This window comes from Streptomyces sp. NPDC048275, from assembly GCF_040652275.1.
Taxonomy (GTDB): Bacteria; Actinomycetota; Actinomycetes; order Streptomycetales; family Streptomycetaceae; genus Streptomyces.
The window spans coordinates 92,803-110,283 of record NZ_JBEZLR010000020.1 but is presented as its reverse complement, the minus strand read 5'-3'; the positions used below and the strand labels follow the sequence as shown (position 1 = coordinate 110,283).

The following is a 17,481-nucleotide window of genomic DNA, read 5'->3' as shown; positions in this document are numbered from 1 at the left end:
CCGGATCACCGCCGACCGGGCGGTGGCCTACCGCATCCACCACGACACGACACGCGGCCGCTGGTATGTGACCGCCTCCTGGCAGCGCGCCGCCGTACCCGTGCTGCCGCTGCAGACGGCCGTCGCGCACGGGGTGGTCGGGGTGGACATGAACGACGACCACCTCGCGGCCTGGCAACTCGATGCGCACGGCAACCCGGTCGGCGAGCCACAGCGCTACTTCTACGACCTCTCGGGCAGCGCCGAGCACCGGGACGCGCAGATCCGGCACGCGCTGACCCGGCTGCTGCACTACACCCGCCGGTGCGGGACCGCCGCGATCGCCATCGAGGACCTCGACTTCACCGACGGCACAAGCCGGGAGAAGCACGGCCGCAACAAACGCTTCCGCCGCCTGATCTCCCGCTTCCCCACCGCGAAACTCAAGGCCCGGCTGGTGTCGATGGCCGCCGAACAGCAGGTGGCGGTCGTCGCGGTCGACCCGGCCTACACCAGCCGGTGGGGTGCCCAGCACTGGCAGAAACCGCTGACCACCCCACGACGTCAGACGTCCCGGCACGATGCGGCGAGCATCGCGGTCGGGCGACGCGCCCTCGGGCACCCGATCCGGCGACGGACGGCACCGCCCCACCCCGACCAGAGTGATCGTGGTGGGCATCGGACCGTCCAGGCCCGACCGGACACCCGACGGCGTGAGGAAACCCGCCCCCACCCGCCCGGACCACGCACACGATGCGCGCCCCCGGGCCGTGGAGCGAAAGCGGGGGACCAGCGTGCCCAACACCGTTCGGGACACGCGGCTGAGCAGGAGTCCTGGCAACAGGACTCACTCCCACTCAGTCTTTAGAAACGGTTGCTGAGAAGACCCCGTCCAGAAGACCTCATCCACTAGACCTCAAGCCCCCCTTAGGACGATCCCACCAACCACCCTCACCCCCCGCTTCGGAAGCCCCCACAAAAGCACCCGCCCCCGGCGGTTAGGCTGACCCCGTGAAGGTCCTCGTCATCGGTAGCGGCGCCCGCGAACACGCCCTGTCCCGTTCCCTGTCCCTCGATCCCGACGTCACCGCCCTGCACTGCGCCCCCGGGAACGCAGGCATCGCGGAGGTGGCAGAGCTCCACGCGGTCGACGCCCTCGACGGCGCCGCCGTGGCCGCGCTGGCCACCGAGCTCGGTGCGGAGCTGGTGATCGTGGGCCCGGAGGCCCCGCTTGTCGCCGGGGTCGCCGATGCCGTGCGCAAGGCGGGCATCCCGTGCTTCGGCCCCTCGAAGGAGGCCGCGCAGCTGGAGGGCTCCAAGGCCTTCGCCAAGGACGTGATGGCGGGTGCGGGCGTCCCGACGGCACGCTCGTACGTCTGCACGACGCCGGACGAGGTCGAGGAGGCGCTGGACGCCTTCGGTGCCCCGTACGTCGTGAAGGACGACGGTCTCGCGGCCGGCAAGGGCGTCGTCGTGACCGACGACCTCGAGAAGGCCCGCGCGCACGCCAACGCCTGCGACCGAGTCGTCATCGAGGAGTTCCTCGACGGCCCCGAGGTCTCCCTCTTCGCGATCACCGACGGCGAGACCGTCGTCCCGCTGCAGCCCGCCCAGGACTTCAAGCGCGCGCTGGACGGCGACGAGGGCCCGAACACCGGCGGCATGGGCGCGTACTCGCCCCTGCCCTGGGCGGACCCGAAGCTGGTCGACGAGGTCATGGAGACCGTCCTCCAGCCGACGGTCGACGAGCTGCGCCGTCGTGGCACCCCGTTTTCCGGCCTTCTTTACGCGGGTCTGGCGATCACCAGTCGTGGCGTACGGGTCATCGAGTTCAACGCCCGCTTCGGCGACCCCGAGACCCAGGTCGTCCTCGCCCGCCTGAAGACCCCGCTCTCCGGCGTGCTGCTGGCCTCGGCGAACGGCACCCTCGCCGACCTGGCGCCGCTGCGCTGGAGCGACGACGCGGCGGTCACGGTGGTCGTGGCCTCGCACAACTACCCGGAGACCCCGCGCACCGGCGACCCGATCACCGGGCTCGACGAGGTGGCGGCCCAGGACGCCCCGAACGCGTACGTCCTGCACGCCGGCACGAAGCGCGACGGCGACTCGGTCGTGAGCGCGGGCGGGCGGGTGCTCTCCGTCACGGCGATCGGCGCCGACCTCACCGAGGCCCGCGCCCGCGCGTACGCGGCGCTCTCCCGCATCGGCCTCGACGGCTCGCAGCACCGTACGGACATCGCGGCGAAGGCGGCGCGGGAGGCGAAGGCGGGCGCCTAGCCAAGTGCGCGTGTGCCCGTGTGCGTGCGTGTGCCCGTGACGCTCACCCGAGAACCCCCAGGCCCCGGATTCCCCACGGAATCCGGGGCCTGATCGTTGCCCACCGTCATCCACCTTTCCCCAAAGGCATTCCATCGAGTGACCGATGCCGTATCCGGCTGACGGGGGCCGGGGCCCCAACTAGGGTGCGGCGAAAGCGTTCCGGCACTTGGCCCACCGGCATTGCGATGTCAGTGGTGGGTGCCACAGTGGGGGAGTGAGCAACGCCAGGGCATTCGTGAGCGCGAGCTGTGAGACAGCGCGCGCCGGGCCGACAGTTGGGGGTGACGTCCGGTCGTGACCGGTATGGGTGTGGAGGTTGGCGCGCAGGCCGCGCGCTCCCGGGCTCTCGCCGTGCTGCGTATCCGCAGCAGGGCGCTGGCCGTGGCCCTGCTTCCCGCGGCCGTCGCCGTCGTGCTACTCGTCGGCGTCTCCACCGGCCACATCACCGGCGGAGGCTGGGGGATCACGCGCTGGATCGTGGTGATCCTTGCCGTACTCGTCCTCCTCGCGGCCGCGGGCATCGCCCTCGTGGTCGCCCGGGCCCGGCCCGCCGTGAGCCCCACGGTCGCGATCGCGGAGGAATCCGCGCCCGACCTCTACCGCATGGTCCGCGACCTGGCCGACCGGCTCGACGTCCCACCCCCCTCCGCCATAGCGCTCACCCCCGACTGCGACAGCTGGCTGGAGGACCGCACCCACCCGGCGCACGGCCCACCACCACCCGAGCACAGGGACGAAATAGAAGGCGTACGAGGAGTGCGAGGCGGGTTGGCGCATCCGCGCCGTACCCCCGCCGCGCCCGTCCTCGTCATCGGCTCGCCCTTCCTGTGGTGGATGCGGGTCGGGGAGCTGCGCGCGGTACTCGCCCCGGTCGTCGCCGGTACGGGCCCCTCGGCCCACCCCGACATAGCCGCGGCCCGTCGTTTCGTACGCGGCCTGGACGCGGCCGTGGCCGTGACCTCGGTGCCCACCCGCGGTCGGCCGGTCCGCACGGTCCTCGCCGGCGTCGGCTGGGTGACGCGCCTGCTGCTGCGCAGCTGTCGGGGCCACGCGGCAGAAATGGAGCGGGGAGTGGCGGCCGCCGCGGCCGAGCGTGCACAGGCTGTGGATTACGGCCTGCGGATCGTCGCGCAGGAACAGGTGGGCCTGGCCTACGCGGGCTGGGACCGGCTGCTGACCCGCGTCGCGTTGCCCGCCTGGCGGATGGGCCGCTGGCCCGCCCGGCTGGACGCGGGCGTGGTCGCGGCCCTCACCGAGCTGTCGCGCCGCGACCGCCTGGCCGAGGGTTTTGCCTCCCGCCTCGGCGAGCGCCCCGCCTGCGACCTGCTCGAAGAGCCCGGCACGGTGGACGAGGCGGCCTCGTTGCTCGCCGCCCGCCTCTTCCACGGCGGGCCCGCCGAGTCCGGGCCCGACTGGGCTCCGGTGGACTGGCAGGAGTATCCGGACGAGGTCGTGGACCGTAAGTGGCGCACCGACGCGGCCCGCCTGCACCGCGTCCTGGACACGCTGGGCGTCCACCACCCCGCGGACCCGATGGCGCCCGACCAGGTCGGTCCGACGCTGAGACGGGTGATGGACCACCTGACCGCGTCGCCCGCCGACAGCACCGGCCCCGACCCGGACTCGGCCGCCACCGTCCTCGCCACCAATCGCCGGGGGGCGTACGAGGAGATGGGCATAGGCGTGGACGGGGATGAGGACGACGGGGACCTTGCCCTGGGCAATGAGCGGACGGTGGCGCTTGCGGCCGGCCTCAGAGCGGAGGTGGCCCGTGAGGAGGCAGCGGCGCCGGCCGTGGCGACCGCGCCGGGCGGGGGCGCGGAGCAGGCGGGGCCCGACCGGGCGTTCTGGGACGACGGGATGCTGCCGCTCTTTCCGCTCCAGCCGCCGCGTACCGGTCGTGAGCTGCTCGCCGACCATGTCACCGCGATGGTCTGCTGCGCCGCGATGGACACCGCCGGGGCGGCACCGGGACTCGACTGGCTCGACGGTCCGTCGCTGCTCGTCGGCGGCGAGCGCGCCGCCGACCTGGGCCCGCGCGTCCTGACTCTCGTCGAGTATGGGGACCCCGGCCCCCTCCGAGACTGGCTCCGCCACCTGGGCGTCCGCCCTGAAAAGCCGGTTCGTCTGGTGTGAGGGCGCTGCCGGTGCGCCGACGGCGGCGAGAACCCAAATCCGGAGCTTCGCCTTCCATTCACGCCCATTCGCGACGAACGGTGACGGGCCGCGTGCGTAATGTGATGTGCTGGGACCGATCGCGCACAAGACCGAGGCGAGACCGAGGCGAGACCGAGGCAAGGCCAGGCAGGACCACGACAGGTTCGAGGCGGGGTCGAGGCAGGGCCGAGGCGGGACCACGGCAGGACCAAGGCTTACGGAACCGGCGGGGGCACGAGGGAGGGAAAAGACATGGGGTCGGAGCAGATCCGCCGCTGGGAGTCGGGAGCACTCGCGCACGCCGTGACAGACCCCTTCGGCCAGGGCCCAGTTCCCTGGCTCCGCGGCGACGAGCACTACTTCGACGACACCGGCCACGTCGTCCCGTGGTACATCGATCACATCGACCCGGCCACCGGCCACATCGACCTCGCCGACCACCTCGAACACCGGTCGGGCACCCTTCCCCAAGAGGCACGCGGGCAAGGGACACGCAAACCCCCCATCCCTCGTCCCCGAGCCGGCGGCCCTCGTTCGGCCGATGACGTCCACCGCCAGATCAAGGGGTTCACCACCACCGGCGCGGCAGCCCCCGGCGAGGCCATCGACTTCCACGTCACCGTCGACCCGCCCCAGGAATTCAGCGTCGACATCTACCGCATCGGGCACTACGGCGGCGACGGCGCAAGCAAGATCACTACCAGCCCCCGCCTCTCCGGCATCGTCCAGCCACCACCCCTGACCGCAGACCGCACGGTCTCCTGCCACCACTGGTGGCTGTCCTGGCGCCTGCAGATCCCGAGCTACTGGAGCATCGGCGCATACGTCGCCGTACTGACCACCGTCGACGGCTACCGCTCCCACGTCCCCTTCACGGTCCGCGACAACCACCCGGCGGACCTGCTGCTCCTGCTTCCGGACGTCACCTGGCAGGCGTACAACCTCTACCCGGAGGACGGCCACACCGGCGCCAGCCTCTACCACGCCTGGGACGAGAACGGCCGTCTGCTCGGCGAGTCCGACGCCGCGACAACGGTCTCCTTCGACCGCCCGTACGCCGGCGCGGGCCTCCCCCTCCACGTCGGCCACGCCTACGACTTCATCCGCTGGGCCGAGCGCTACGGCTACGACCTCGCCTACGCCGACGCCCGCGACCTGCACGCCGGCCGCGTCGACCCCACCCGCTACCGCGGCCTGGTCTTCCCGGGCCACGACGAGTACTGGTCGACGGCGATGCGCCGCACCGTGGAACTCGCCCGCGAGAACGGCACCTCCCTGGTCTTCCTCTCCGCCAACACGATGTACTGGCAGGTGGAGTTGGGCCCGTCCCCGTCCGGCGTCCCCGACCGCCTGCTCACCTGCCGCAAGCGCAGAGGCCCTGGAAAGCCGGCGCTCTGGCGGGAAATCGACCGTCCGGAGCAACAGCTCATCGGGATCCAGTACGCGGGGAGGGTCCCCGAGCCGCACCCCCTGGTCGTGCGCAACGCCGACCACTGGCTGTGGGAGGCCACCGGCGCGCACGAGGGCGACGAGCTCGACGGCATGGTCGCGGGTGAGGCCGACCGCTACTTCCCGCGCACCCCGCTGCCGGAGCATCAAGGCCGCATCCTCCTGGCCCACTCCCCGTACCGGGACAGCCAGGGCGCCGTCCGCCACCAGGAAACCTCCCTCTACCGAGCGCCGTCCGGCGCCCTGGTCTTCGCATCCGGAACCTTCGCCTGGTCCCCGGCGCTCGACCGCCCCGGCCACGTCGACACCCGTATCCAACGAGCCACGGCCAACCTCCTCGACCACATCTGCAAACACGCCTGACAACGCCCACGCCACACCCCCACCACGCACCCCCTGGCCAAAGCCACTCCCGGCATACGGGAGAATCGAGCCACTTGGACAGAACCACGGGGAGGAACCGTGTCCGGATTCGTCGAAAAGCCCGAGCCCCTCCAGGTTCCGGGTCTGGTGCATCTGCACACCGGCAAGGTGCGCGACCTGTACCAGAACGAGGCGGGCGACCTCGTGATGATCGCCAGTGACCGCATCTCCGCGTTCGACTGGGTGCTGCCCACCGAGATCCCCGACAAGGGCCGGGTCCTCACCCAGCTCTCCCTCTGGTGGTTCGACCAGCTCGCCGACCTGGTCCCCAACCATGTGCTGAGCACCGAACTCCCGCCGGGCGCCCCCGCCGACTGGGCCGGCCGCACCCTGATCTGCAAGTCCCTCCGGATGGTCCCGGTCGAGTGCGTCGCACGCGGCTACCTCACCGGCTCGGGCCTGGTCGAGTACAACGAGTCCCGCACGGTCTGCGGCCTCGCCCTCCCCGAGGGCCTCGTCGACGGCTCGGAACTCCCCGCACCGATCTTCACCCCCGCGACCAAGGCCGCGGTCGGCGAGCACGACGAGAACGTGTCGTACGAGGAGGTCGCCCGCCAGGTCGGCGCGGAGACCGCGGCCCAGCTGCGCCAGACGACTCTCGCCGTCTACGGCCGCGCCCGCGACATCGCGCGCGAGCGCGGGATCATCCTCGCGGACACCAAGTTCGAGTTCGGCTACGAGGACGAGACCCTCATCCTCGCCGACGAGGTGCTGACCCCGGACTCCTCCCGCTTCTGGCCCGCCGACGAGTGGGAGCCGGGCCGCTCCCAGCCGTCCTTCGACAAGCAGTTCGTCCGCGACTGGCTGACCTCCCCCGAGTCCGGCTGGGACCGCAAGAGCGAGCAGCCGCCCCCCGCGCTGCCGCCGCACGTCGTGGAGGCGACCAGCGCCAAGTACATCGAGGCGTACGAGCGCCTCACCGGCACCCGCTGGTCGTGAACGCACGAAGAAGCCCCCGACCCGGGAGGGTCGGGGGCTTCTTTCCCTGAGCGGACGACCAGGTTCGAACTGGCGACCTCAACCTTGGCAAGGTTGCGCTCTACCAACTGAGCTACGTCCGCGTTGCGCCGTGGCGCGAGGCCAACTATACCCAACCTCGCTCGCGTGCGAGACGCACCGCCGTATGCCGGTTCTCCGCCCCCAGCTTGGCCGCGGCCGAAGACAGATAGTTCCGCACCGTCCCCTGCGACAGCGCGGCCCGCTCCGCGATCTCCGCGACGGGCGCCCCATCGGCGGCGAACTCGAGCACCTCGGCCTCCCGCGCGGTCAGCGGCGAGTCCCCGGCGGAGATCGCGTCGGCGGCCAACTCCGGGTCCACATAACGGTTTCCCGCGTGCACGGTGCGAATGATCTCCGCGAGCCGCTGCGCACTGACCGTCTTCGGGACGAACCCGCGTACACCCGCCGCAAGCGCCCGCTTCAGATGCCCCGGCCGGCCGTGACTCGTCACGATCAGCACCTGGCAGTCGGGCAGTTCGGCCCGCAGGGATGTGGCCACCCTCACACCGTCCGCGCCCGGCATCTGCAGATCCAGGACGGCGACGTCGGGCCCGTGCGCCAGCGCCATCGCCAGTGCCTCCGGCCCGGTCGCCGCCTCGGCGACCACCACGAGGTCGCCCTCCAGCGCCAGCAACGCGGCGAGCGCCCCCCGGATCAGGTGTTCGTCGTCGGCGAGCAACAGGCGCACAGGTGGTACGGATGCCATGAGGTGACCTCACTCACTGGGGAGAGACGGGTGACGGCACGATTCCCGAAGCCGAGACCGACTCCGGGGCCGAGACAGGGACCGGGACCTCCCCGGAAGGCAACGGCACCTTCCCTGAAGGCAACGGCACCTGAGCCGTAAGGCGGAACAGGCCACCCCCGCACACCCCGGCCCGCAGCACCCCGTCCACCTCCTGCAGCCGCTCCCGCAGCCCCGCGAGCCCTGACCCCCTTTCCGGGGCGTCGGCACCGGCCCCCGCGTCCGGCACCCCGTCGTTCTCGACGGTGAGGGTCACCCGCCCCTGAGCCACCCGCAGGGACACCGCGCAGCTCTCCGCGTCCCCGTGCCGCAGGACGTTCGTCGTCGCCTCCCGTACGACCCAGCCGAGCGCCGACTGGATCTGCGCGGGCAGCCCGGTCGCCGAGCCGCTGACCTCGCAGTCGATACCGGCGGCAGCCAACACGCCCTGGGCTCCCGCGAGTTCGGCCCTCAGGTCGGCCTCGCGATAGCCGCGTACGACCTCGCGCACCTCCCGCTGCGACTCCCGTGCGATCCGCTGGACCTCGACCATCTGCTCCACGGCCTCCGGTCGCCCGCGCCGCGCCAACTGGACCGCGAGCTCGCTCTTCAGGGCGATCACCGCCAGGTTCCGGCCCATCACATCGTGCAGATCGCGCCCGAAGCGCAGCCGCTCCTCGGCGACGGCGAGGCGGGTGCGGGTCTCGCGGGCCTCGTCGAGTTCATAGACGGAGTCGAGCAGCCAGACGGAGAAGACGGAGGTGAAGGCGAGGAACCCGGCGGTGACCAGCACCGCGAACGCCGTGCCCAGCGCGGCGGGCCCGGGCAGGCCCAGCGGGAACGCCACGACTCCGGCGCCCACCCCCGCACCCGCCACGATCGCGATCACGCGCCGCCGGTTGCGGACGCCGAGCGCCATGATGCCGGCACCGAAGGCAAGCGAGCCCACGAAGAGCGACCCCGCCGCGGCGTCCGCGTCCGCGCCACCGGGACCGTGCGTGGTGAGCGCCAGCGCGACGTTCGCGATCAGCGCCGTGACCACGCCGAGCGCCCACAGCAGTCGTACGGGCTGCTCGCGGCTGCCGCGTGTCCAGTCGAGCGCCCGGGACGCGGCCAGGGCACAGAGCCCGGCGTGCGCGCACACCATCAGGAACAGCCAGCCCGCGAGCCGCGACCCCACCTGGCCGAAGGCCGGCAGCCCGAACGCCGCGATCTCGATCACGGCGAAGAAGTGGAACGACCACCGCGTGTACGTCTCGACCTTCGCCGGTGTGCTCTTGCGCCGCCACCAGCCGCCCGCGTCGCGCATGCCCGCCCCCGTGTCGATGCTCACCGCCGCGGTTCCCACCGGAACCACCGTCGTACAGCAAACACCGCGAGCACGATCCAGGCCACCGCCGTCCCGAGGGCGCCCAGGGCGTCGTACGCGGAGAGGTCACCGGTCCAGCCGCCGCGGATCAGGGTGATCACCGGCGTCAGGGGCAGCAGTTCGCAGACCGAGGCCAGCCGGTCGGGCAGGACCTCGAGCGGGATGAACGTGCCGGAGCCCAACAGCGACACGAGCATCAGCGGCATGGCGGCGACCTGGGCACCCTCCACGCTCTTGCTGAAGTTCGCGGTGACCGCCGCGAGCGGGGGCCACATGGCCAGGCCCAACAGCAGCCCCAGGACGGCGAGAAGGGGTGCCTGCGGCGCCCCGACGTCCAGCAGCGCGGCGGACGCGACCGTCAGGACCACGCACTGCACCAGGCCGATCGCGGCCGAGGGCAGCGCCGCGCCCGCGAGGATCTCCGCGTCCCGCAGCTCCCCGGTGCGCAGCCGCTTCAGGACGAGCTCCTCGCGGCGGGCCGCGTACACGCTCACCAGCGAGCTGTAGACGGCGAAGAGGAGCGAGAAGCCGACGGAGGACGGCAGGACGACCGAGCCGACCGATAGCCCGGTGCCCTTCAGATCCATCTGGTCGACCGTCGAGCGGAGGCTGAACGGCAAGGCCAGCGGCACGAACAAGGCCGCGGCGAGGGTCGCCTTCGTGCGGCCCAGCAGCGTCAGCTCGGCGCGCGCGAGGGCGGCCATCCGCCCCGCCGCCGTGGTGGACTGTGGAGCAGTCCCTGTAGGTGTCGTCGTCACAACCGTCGCGCTCACGCCACCGTCTCCTCAGCCGTCTTGAACCCCGTACGACGATCCGCGGCTCCGGCGCCCGGCCCGGCCGCCCCCGCCGCGTCCCGCGCGATCCGCAGGAACGCCTCCTCCAGCGAGGCCGACCGCACATCGAGCCCCCGCAGCTCGACCTGCTTCTTCTGGGCCCACATCAGCAGCCCGGTGGCGGTGCGCTGGAGTTCGTTGGTGCGCAGCTTGATGGCGCGGCCCGCCGTCTCGTGGTCGGTCACGCCGAGTCCGGCGAGCGGAGGCAGGTCCCCGAGGAAGTAGCCGGCGGGCAGTTCGAAGGAGATCCGGGACGGCTGCGACGCGGTCACCTCGGCCGGGGTGCCGGAGGCCGCGATGTGTCCCTCGTGGAGGATCGCGAGCCGGTCGGCCAGCTCCTCCGCCTCTTCCAGGTAGTGCGTGGTCAGCAGCACGGTCGTACCGGCGTCACGCAGCTCCCGCACCAACTCCCAGGTGCCCCGGCGCCCTTCCGCGTCGAGTCCGGTCGTCGGCTCGTCGAGGAAGAGGACCTCGGGGCGGCCGAGGAGCGCGAGCGCCAGGTCCAGGCGTCGCTTCTCGCCCCCGGACAACTGCTTCACGCGTACGCCGGACCGTCGTGTGAGCCCGACCATGTCCAGGGCCTCCGCGGTCGGCCGGGCCCCGCTCGTGCAGCCCGCCCACATCCGTACCGTCTCCGCGACGGTCAGCTCGGAGGGGAAGCCGCCCTCCTGCAGCATCACACCGATCCGGGGCCGGACGGCCGCACGCTCCTCGTACGGATCGTGCCCGAGGACCCGGACCCGGCCGCCGGCCGGAGGGGCGAGTCCCTCGAGCAGCTCGACCGTGGACGTCTTGCCCGCGCCGTTCGTCCCCAGCAGCGCGAAGAGCTCGCCGCGGCCCACGGAGAAGGTGACTCCGCGCACGGCCTCGAAATCTCCCCCGTACACGCGCCGCAGATCAGTGACCTCGATCACGTCATCTTGCTCGTTCGTGTTCATGGAATCAGCGTCCCTGCGGACCGGGCCCGGCAGCAGTGCGCGGTGTCATCGGTCCGCATGACAAATGTCAGACGCCACGGAGAGCCGACATTGCGGGGGACACACGAGAAAGACCCCGGTCGACTGACCGGGGCCTTTGCTTCCTGGAGCGGACGACGAGGCTCGAACTCGCGACCTCAACCTTGGCAAGGTTGCGCTCTACCAACTGAGCTACGTCCGCATTGCCCCCGACCAGCTTTCACCGGTCGGTGTGAGCACCACCCTACCTGATCCACAGGAGTGGTTGGTAAGGGTTGCAGAGCGGGTGACAGGAATTGCACACTGCGCCTTCCCCCTGGAAGGGGGATGTTCTGCTACTGAACTACACCCGCGTGACTCCTTGGGATTCGGCTTTTCGGCCTTGCCCCTCGGCGTGTTCCAGACTCTAGCTGATCACCAGGGGGTAAGCGCAAGTCGGCTGTTCCGGGGGCTCGGTGGCGGGCACCGCGGATGCCCCAGGGGCAGCGAGCGCCTCCAGAGCCACCGCAGAGGAGGCCCGCCGCCGTCCCTCCGTGAGGCACCGACTCAGTGCGCTTCGGCGAACGCCTCGTAGACCTTCTTGGGGATGCGGCCGCGCGGCGGCACGTCCATCTTGTTCGAGCGGGCCCAGGCGCGGACGGCGGCGGGGTCGGGGGTCAACGCGGTGTGCGTGTAGGCCTTCCCGGACTTCGCCTGCTTGCGGCCGGCCTCGACGTAGGGCGCGAGCACCTTACGCAGTTTCTTGGCATTGGCTGGATTGAGGTCGATCTCGTACGACTTGCCGTCCAGTCCGAAGACGATCGTTTCCGCCGCTTCTGAGCCGTCGATGTCGTCGGAGAGAGTGACCACGACACGCTGCGCCACGAATATCGGTCCCTTCGTGCGACACCTCTGCGATCACGCGCCATGACGTGCGCGGACGTCATGAAGGTGGGCGGAGAGATGTCGGCTGTCCGGCTGTTATTGGGCAAAGTATCGGCTATTGCCAATTCATTTGTACAGTGCCCGGCATTGCATTGTGAAGCCCGACTAAATCCCTCCGCGTGTCCGAAGGCAATGGGGTCCCACCGCTCTTCTGCGGTTTTTCCCAGGATTTTCCGTGGAGCCCCCCGCGTCGATGCGGGATCGTGATCGGGCTCACGTAGGATTCTACGAATCTACGCGAGTAGAAATTTTGTGCGGGTAGTCTGAAGGGACCTGCTCAGCACCACACACCGGGAGTGCCAGTGGCACGCGTCGTAGTCGACGTCATGCTCAAGCCGGAGATCCTCGACCCCCAGGGCCAGGCGGTGCAGCGTGCACTGCCGCGCCTCGGTTTCGAAGGTGTCTCCGACGTACGTCAGGGAAAGCGATTCGAACTGGAAGTGGACGGACCGGTGGACGACGCCGCGCTCGCCCGCATCCATGAACTGGCGGAATCCTTCCTCGCCAACACCGTGATCGAAGACTTCACCGTCAAGGTCGAGGAAGTCGCGGAGGCAGGAAAGTGACCGCTCGTATTGGAGTCGTCACTTTTCCGGGCAGCCTCGACGACCGGGACACGCAGCGCGCGATCCGGCTCGCGGGCGCCGAACCCGTCGCGCTCTGGCACAAGGACAAGGACCTCAAGCAGGTCGACGCCGTGGTGCTGCCCGGCGGTTTCTCGTACGGCGACTATCTCCGGGCCGGCGCCATCTCGCGCTTCTCGCCCGTGATGGAGAGCGTCATCGAGCAGGCGAAGTCCGGAATGCCGGTCCTCGGCATCTGCAACGGCTTCCAGATCCTCACCGAGGCGCACCTCCTCCCCGGCGCGATGCTCGGCAACGACCACCTCCACTTCATCTGCCGCGACCAGAAGCTGCGGGTGGAGAACGCGGACACCGCCTGGACCGCCGACTACACGGCCGGCCAGGAGATCCACATCCCGCTGAAGAACATGGACGGGCGGTACGTCGCCGACGAGCACACCCTCGACATGCTGGAGGCGGAGGGCCGGGTCGTCTTCCGGTACGTCGGCGGGGGGTCCGGGGGGTATCCCCCCAGTGAGCACAGCAACCCGAACGGTTCGCTGCGCGACATCGCCGGGATCACGAACGAGGCCGGGAACGTCGTAGGCCTCATGCCGCACCCCGAGCACGCCGTCGAGCCGCTGATCGGTTCAGGTCGTACCGACGGCCTCCCCTTCTTCACCTCGATCCTCAAGAAGCTGGTCAACGCATGAGCCGCACGCCTCTGGACACGGTCGAGAACGCGGCCGCGACCCCCGACGTCGAGCTGCCCTGGGCCGAGCTGGGCCTGAAGAAGGACGAGTACGAGCGGGTCGTCGAGATCCTCGGCCGCCGCCCGACCGGCGCCGAGCTCGCCATGTACTCCGTCATGTGGTCCGAGCACTGCTCGTACAAGTCCTCGAAGGTCCACCTCCGCCAGTTCGGCGAGAAGGCCCCCCAGTCCGACGCCCTCCTCGTCGGCATCGGCGAGAACGCCGGTGTCGTCGACGTCGGCCAGGGCTACGCCGTCACCTTCAAGGTCGAGTCGCACAACCACCCGTCGTACGTCGAGCCCTACCAGGGCGCGGCCACCGGCGTCGGCGGCATCGTGCGCGACATCATCGCGATGGGCGCTCGCCCGGTCGCCGTCGTCGACCCGCTCCGCTTCGGTGCGGCCGACCACCCCGACACCAAGCGCGTCCTGCCGGGCGTCGTCGCCGGCATCGGCGGCTACGGCAACTGCCTCGGCCTCCCGAACATCGGCGGCGAGGTCGTCTTCGACGCCTGCTACCAGGGCAACCCGCTGGTCAACGCCGGTGCCATCGGCGTCATGCGGCACGAGGACATCCACCTCGCGAAGGCGTCCGGTCCGGGCAACAAGGTCATCTTGTACGGGGCTCGCACGGGCGGCGACGGCATCGGCGGCGCCTCGATCCTCGCGAGCGAGACCTTCGACGACGCCAAGCCGTCGAAGCGCCCCGCCGTGCAGGTCGGTGACCCCTTCCAGGAGAAGCTCCTCATCGAGTGCACCCTGGAGGCCTTCGCCGAGAAGCTGGTCGTCGGCATCCAGGACCTGGGCGCGGCGGGCTTGTCCTGCGCCACGTCCGAGCTCGCCTCCAACGGCTCCGGCGGTATGCGCGTCATCCTGGACGACGTACCGCTGCGTGACTCGACGCTCTCGCCCGAGGAAATCCTCATGAGCGAGTCGCAGGAACGCATGTGCGCGGTCGTCGAGCCGGAGAAGGTCGACCGGTTCCTCGAGATCTGCGAGAAATGGGACGTCATCGCCACCGTCATCGGTGAGGTGACCGACGGCGACCGCCTCGAGATCTACTGGCACGGCGGCAAGATCGTCGACGTCGACCCGCGGACCGTCGCCCACGAGGGACCGGTCTACGAGCGTCCGTACGCCCGCCCGTCCTGGCAGGACGAGCTCCAGGCCGACGACGCGAACAAGCTGCCCCGGCCTTCGTCGAGTGAGGAGCTGAAGGACCAGGTCCTCAAGCTGGTCTCCTCCCCGAACCAGGCCTCCAAGAAGTGGATCACCTCCCAGTACGACCACTTCGTGCAGGGCAACACGGTCCTCGCCCAGCCCGAGGACTCCGGCATGATCCGCATCGACGCGGAGTCCGGGCTCGGCGTCGCCATCGCCACCGACGGCAACGGCCGGTACGCGAAGCTCGACCCGTACGCCGGTGCGCAGCTCGCCCTCGCCGAGGCCTACCGCAACGTCGCGACGACCGGTGCCAAGCCGCTCGCCGTCTCCGACTGCCTGAACTTCGGCTCGCCCGAGGACCCGGCCGTCATGTGGCAGTTCGCCGAGGCCATCCGCGGACTCGCCGACGCCTGCCGGCAGCTGGGCACCCCGGTGACCGGCGGCAACGTCTCGCTCTACAACCAGACGGGCGAGGCCGCCATCCACCCGACCCCGGTCGTGGCCGTGCTCGGTGTCATCGACGATGTCGCCCGCCGCACGCCGGTCGCCTTCCAGGAGGAAGGGCAGCTGCTCTACCTCCTCGGTGACACCCGCGAGGAGTTCGGCGGTTCGGCCTGGTCGCAGGTCGTCCACGACCACCTCGGCGGTCTGCCCCCGCAGGTCGACCTGGAGCGCGAGCGGCTGCTCGGCGAGATCCTCATCTCCGCCTCCCGCGACGGCATGGTCGACTCGGCGCACGACCTGTCCGACGGCGGTCTGATCCAGGCCGTGGTCGAGTCGGCGCTGCTCGGCGGCAAGGGCGCGCGTCTCGTCGTACCCGACGGGCTCGACGCCTTCACCTTCCTGTTCTCGGAGTCGGCGGGCCGCGCGGTCGTCGCCGTCCCGCGCTCGGAGGAGCTCCGCTTCAACGACATGTGCGGCGCGCGGGGTCTGCCCGTCACCCGTATCGGCGTCGTGGACGGGACTGAGTCCGATTCAACCGCGGTGGTCGAGGTCCAGGGCGAGTTCGCGCTCCCGCTGACCGACCTGCGGACAGCGCACGAGGGGACGATTCCGGCGCTGCTCGCGTAACGCCTGCGGTGGTACGACGGCGTAGGTCCTGCCCGGAACCGGGCGGGACCTACGTGTCTTCCGGTACGTCGACGACATCGCCACCCGCCGCGCCCGCACGGACAGGTCCTAGGCTCATCTCCATGCCTCTGGCCAGGAAACGCATGCGCACGTACGACCCCGCGAAGATCCGCACGGCGGTGCTCGCGCAGTTCCGGCATGTACGAGAAGGCGTACGCGCCCTCGACGAGGAGCGGTTGGCGCGGCCCACGCACCTCGGGGACTGGAGCGTGCGGGAGTTGGCCGCGCACCTCACGATGGCCGTCGAGACCGTCAGCCGGAACATCGACCGGCCGGAGCCCGCCGCCAAGGAGCTGGCCCTCCTCGACTGGCCGTTCGCGACCGCGGAGAGGGCCGGCGACATCGCCGACAGCAGCCGGGAACTCGCCGAGCGCAACCTCGACCTCGACGCGCTCTACGCCCGCACCGAGAGCCGGATCACCGAGCACCTGGCCACGGCCCCCGACGACCGGCTGCTCGCCGCGCGCACCGGTGCCATGACCCTCGCCGACTACCTCGTCACTCGCACGGTCGAACTCATCGTCCACACCGACGATCTGAACCGCGCCGCCGGGACCGACATCCCCTTCGACCGCCAGGCCCTCGCCGCCTGCACCCGGCTGCTCGCCGACGCGCTCGCCGTGAAGGCGCCCGGCGCGTCGACGGAGGTGCGGATCCCGCCGTACGCCGTCGTGCAGTGCGTGGCGGGCCCCCGGCACACCCGGGGTACGCCGCCGAACGTCGTGGAGACCGACCCGCTGACCTGGATCCGGCTCGCGACGGGACGTACGGAGTGGAAGACGGCCCTGGACGAGGCCAAGGTCAGCGCGAGCGGGGAACGGGCGGATCTCAGCGGGGTCCTGCCCCTCATGGGCTGACGCAGGGGCTGAACTCGTGGGCTGACCTTCAGGTGCCGAAGGGAACCAACCACCCCACCACTCCCGTCCCACCGCCATGGACAAGCAGCGACTGACCCTCAGCGTCCTGACCCTGTTTCCGCTCGCCATCGCCTGCGGCGCCGAGGCCGGCAGTGATTCCGTGGGGTCTTCGCCCGTCACCGGCGTCCACTGGACCGTCGACAGTCTCACCGTGGACGGGAAGACCAGCCGGTCACCGGGCAGCGCGTATCTGAAGATCGCCGAAGACGGCGAGGTCAGCGGCAACTTCGGCTGCAACGGCTTCGGCTCGACCGCCACCATCAAGGGTGACCGCGTCGACTTCGGGGAGATCCAGATGACCGACATGGGCTGCCCGAAGGAGCCGATGACCTTCGAGGCGAGCATGAGCCGCACGTTCGCCGACGACACGCTCACCTCGGCGGTCAAGGGCGACAAGCTCACCCTCACCACGGACGGCGGCGACCGGGTCAGTCTCTCCAAGGAGCAGGACGCGCCCCTCTACGGCACCAAGTGGACCATCACGTCGCTCGGGGACGGGGACACGGCCCACTCCCTCCCGGCGGGAGCGAAGGCGCACTTCGTCCTGGACGAGAAGCGGGGCACCCTGTCCGGCAACCTCGGCTGCAACGACGTGTCCGCGAACGCCACCGTCCGCGACGGACATATCACCCTCGGCACCCCGAAGACCACCCGGATGATGTGCGACGGCTCACTCATGGACACGGAGAAGACCCTGCTGAGCCTCTTCGACGGCACCGTGACCTACCAGCTGGATCACCGTTCCCTCGCGCTGACCAGCGAGAACGGCACGAGTGTCGGCGCTGTCGCCGACGAGTGATCCATCAAGGTCCCGTATCCCCAA

The 17,481-nt window shown here is 70.6% G+C and carries 14 protein-coding genes, 3 tRNA genes and 1 pseudogene; 10 read left to right on the top strand and 8 right to left on the bottom strand.

All coding sequences use genetic code 11. The features are described from left to right. The 5 genes and pseudogenes from AB0D57_RS15245 to AB0D57_RS15225 all read left to right on the top strand — a co-directional run. Window positions 1-847 (top strand): annotated as a pseudogene (locus tag AB0D57_RS15245) (IS200/IS605 family accessory protein TnpB-related protein); the annotation flags it as partial. Window positions 848-990: 143 nt separating this feature from the next. Next, entirely contained in the window at window positions 991-2,256 is a 1,266-nt protein-coding gene (purD, locus tag AB0D57_RS15240) for a phosphoribosylamine--glycine ligase (RefSeq protein WP_362071813.1), read from the top strand. 345 nt (window positions 2,257-2,601) lie between these two features. Then, on the top strand, window positions 2,602-4,434 hold the full coding sequence (locus tag AB0D57_RS15235; protein ID WP_362071825.1) for a hypothetical protein: 1,833 nt from the start codon (window positions 2,602-2,604) through the stop codon (window positions 4,432-4,434). A gap of 273 nt (window positions 4,435-4,707) precedes the next feature. Beyond that, window positions 4,708-6,267: a N,N-dimethylformamidase beta subunit family domain-containing protein gene (locus AB0D57_RS15230; RefSeq protein ID WP_362071811.1), complete on the top strand. Its 1,560-nt coding sequence runs from the start codon at window positions 4,708-4,710 to the stop codon at window positions 6,265-6,267. Between the two features lie 99 nt (window positions 6,268-6,366). Continuing rightward, entirely contained in the window at window positions 6,367-7,266 is a 900-nt protein-coding gene (locus AB0D57_RS15225; RefSeq protein WP_362071809.1) for a phosphoribosylaminoimidazolesuccinocarboxamide synthase, read from the top strand. 49 nt (window positions 7,267-7,315) lie between these two features. Here the strand turns inward: AB0D57_RS15225 and AB0D57_RS15220 are convergent. The 8 genes from AB0D57_RS15220 to AB0D57_RS15185 form a co-directional block, all read right to left on the bottom strand. Continuing rightward, window positions 7,316-7,388 (bottom strand) — tRNA-Gly (locus tag AB0D57_RS15220). A 23-nt stretch (window positions 7,389-7,411) separates the two neighbouring features. After that, window positions 7,412-8,032, bottom strand: coding sequence for a response regulator transcription factor (locus AB0D57_RS15215; RefSeq protein ID WP_362071807.1), 621 nt, complete (start codon window positions 8,030-8,032; stop codon window positions 7,412-7,414). Between the two features lie 13 nt (window positions 8,033-8,045). Next, window positions 8,046-9,359, bottom strand: a complete 1,314-nt coding sequence (locus AB0D57_RS15210; RefSeq protein ID WP_362071823.1) for a sensor histidine kinase — start codon at window positions 9,357-9,359, stop codon at window positions 8,046-8,048. 20 nt (window positions 9,360-9,379) lie between these two features. Then, window positions 9,380-10,123 carry an ABC transporter permease gene (locus AB0D57_RS15205; protein WP_362071821.1) on the bottom strand — a complete coding sequence of 248 codons (744 nt, stop codon included), beginning with the start codon at window positions 10,121-10,123 and terminating at the stop codon, window positions 9,380-9,382. A 65-nt stretch (window positions 10,124-10,188) separates the two neighbouring features. Next, window positions 10,189-11,190, bottom strand: coding sequence for an ABC transporter ATP-binding protein (locus AB0D57_RS15200; RefSeq protein WP_362071805.1), 1,002 nt, complete (start codon window positions 11,188-11,190; stop codon window positions 10,189-10,191). 144 nt (window positions 11,191-11,334) lie between these two features. Beyond that, a tRNA-Gly gene (locus AB0D57_RS15195) sits at window positions 11,335-11,410 on the bottom strand. A 79-nt stretch (window positions 11,411-11,489) separates the two neighbouring features. Next, window positions 11,490-11,561, bottom strand: a tRNA-Gly gene (locus AB0D57_RS15190). 193 nt (window positions 11,562-11,754) lie between these two features. Beyond that, window positions 11,755-12,072, bottom strand: a complete 318-nt coding sequence (locus AB0D57_RS15185) for an Lsr2 family protein (protein ID WP_362071803.1) — start codon at window positions 12,070-12,072, stop codon at window positions 11,755-11,757. 362 nt (window positions 12,073-12,434) lie between these two features. Here AB0D57_RS15185 and purS point away from each other — a divergent pair, with 362 nt between their 5' ends. The 5 genes from purS (at window position 12,435) to AB0D57_RS15160 (ending at window position 17,457) form a co-directional block, all read left to right on the top strand. Then, entirely contained in the window at window positions 12,435-12,698 is a 264-nt protein-coding gene (gene purS / locus AB0D57_RS15180) for a phosphoribosylformylglycinamidine synthase subunit PurS (RefSeq protein ID WP_005482678.1), read from the top strand. Then, complete coding sequence (gene purQ / locus AB0D57_RS15175; protein ID WP_362071800.1) at window positions 12,695-13,408, top strand: phosphoribosylformylglycinamidine synthase subunit PurQ; 714 nt, start codon at window positions 12,695-12,697, stop codon at window positions 13,406-13,408. Before purS ends, purQ begins: the two co-directional genes overlap by 4 nt. After that, window positions 13,405-15,681 (top strand): phosphoribosylformylglycinamidine synthase subunit PurL, encoded by a 2,277-nt coding sequence (gene purL, locus AB0D57_RS15170; RefSeq protein ID WP_362071798.1) that lies wholly within the window; start codon window positions 13,405-13,407, stop codon window positions 15,679-15,681. The genes purQ and purL overlap by 4 nt, the downstream gene beginning before the upstream one ends. 122 nt (window positions 15,682-15,803) lie before the next feature. Next, window positions 15,804-16,598, top strand: a complete 795-nt coding sequence (locus tag AB0D57_RS15165; protein ID WP_362071796.1) for a sterol carrier family protein — start codon at window positions 15,804-15,806, stop codon at window positions 16,596-16,598. Window positions 16,599-16,674: 76 nt separating this feature from the next. Then, the gene (locus AB0D57_RS15160) at window positions 16,675-17,457 is read left to right on the top strand and encodes an META domain-containing protein (protein ID WP_362071794.1); all 783 of its coding nucleotides are present in this window, start codon (window positions 16,675-16,677) and stop codon (window positions 17,455-17,457) included. Window positions 17,458-17,481 lie beyond the last annotated feature (24 nt).

Bases quoted from the DNA above. Each gene is read 5' to 3' on its own strand.
- AB0D57_RS15215 (WP_362071807.1), bottom strand. From the start codon at position 8,032: ATGGCATCCGTACCACCTGTGCGCCTGTTGCTCGCCGACGACGAACAC.
- AB0D57_RS15205 (WP_362071821.1), bottom strand. From the start codon at position 10,123: ATGGCCGCCCTCGCGCGCGCCGAGCTGACGCTGCTGGGCCGCACGAAG.
- AB0D57_RS15165 (WP_362071796.1), top strand. From the start codon at position 15,804: ATGCCTCTGGCCAGGAAACGCATGCGCACGTACGACCCCGCGAAGATC.
- purL (WP_362071798.1), top strand. From the start codon at position 13,405: ATGAGCCGCACGCCTCTGGACACGGTCGAGAACGCGGCCGCGACCCCC.
- AB0D57_RS15235 (WP_362071825.1), top strand. From the start codon at position 2,602: ATGGGTGTGGAGGTTGGCGCGCAGGCCGCGCGCTCCCGGGCTCTCGCC.
- AB0D57_RS15200 (WP_362071805.1), bottom strand. From the start codon at position 11,190: ATGAACACGAACGAGCAAGATGACGTGATCGAGGTCACTGATCTGCGG.
- AB0D57_RS15160 (WP_362071794.1), top strand. From the start codon at position 16,675: ATGGACAAGCAGCGACTGACCCTCAGCGTCCTGACCCTGTTTCCGCTC.
- AB0D57_RS15230 (WP_362071811.1), top strand. From the start codon at position 4,708: ATGGGGTCGGAGCAGATCCGCCGCTGGGAGTCGGGAGCACTCGCGCAC.
- AB0D57_RS15210 (WP_362071823.1), bottom strand. From the start codon at position 9,359: ATGCGCGACGCGGGCGGCTGGTGGCGGCGCAAGAGCACACCGGCGAAG.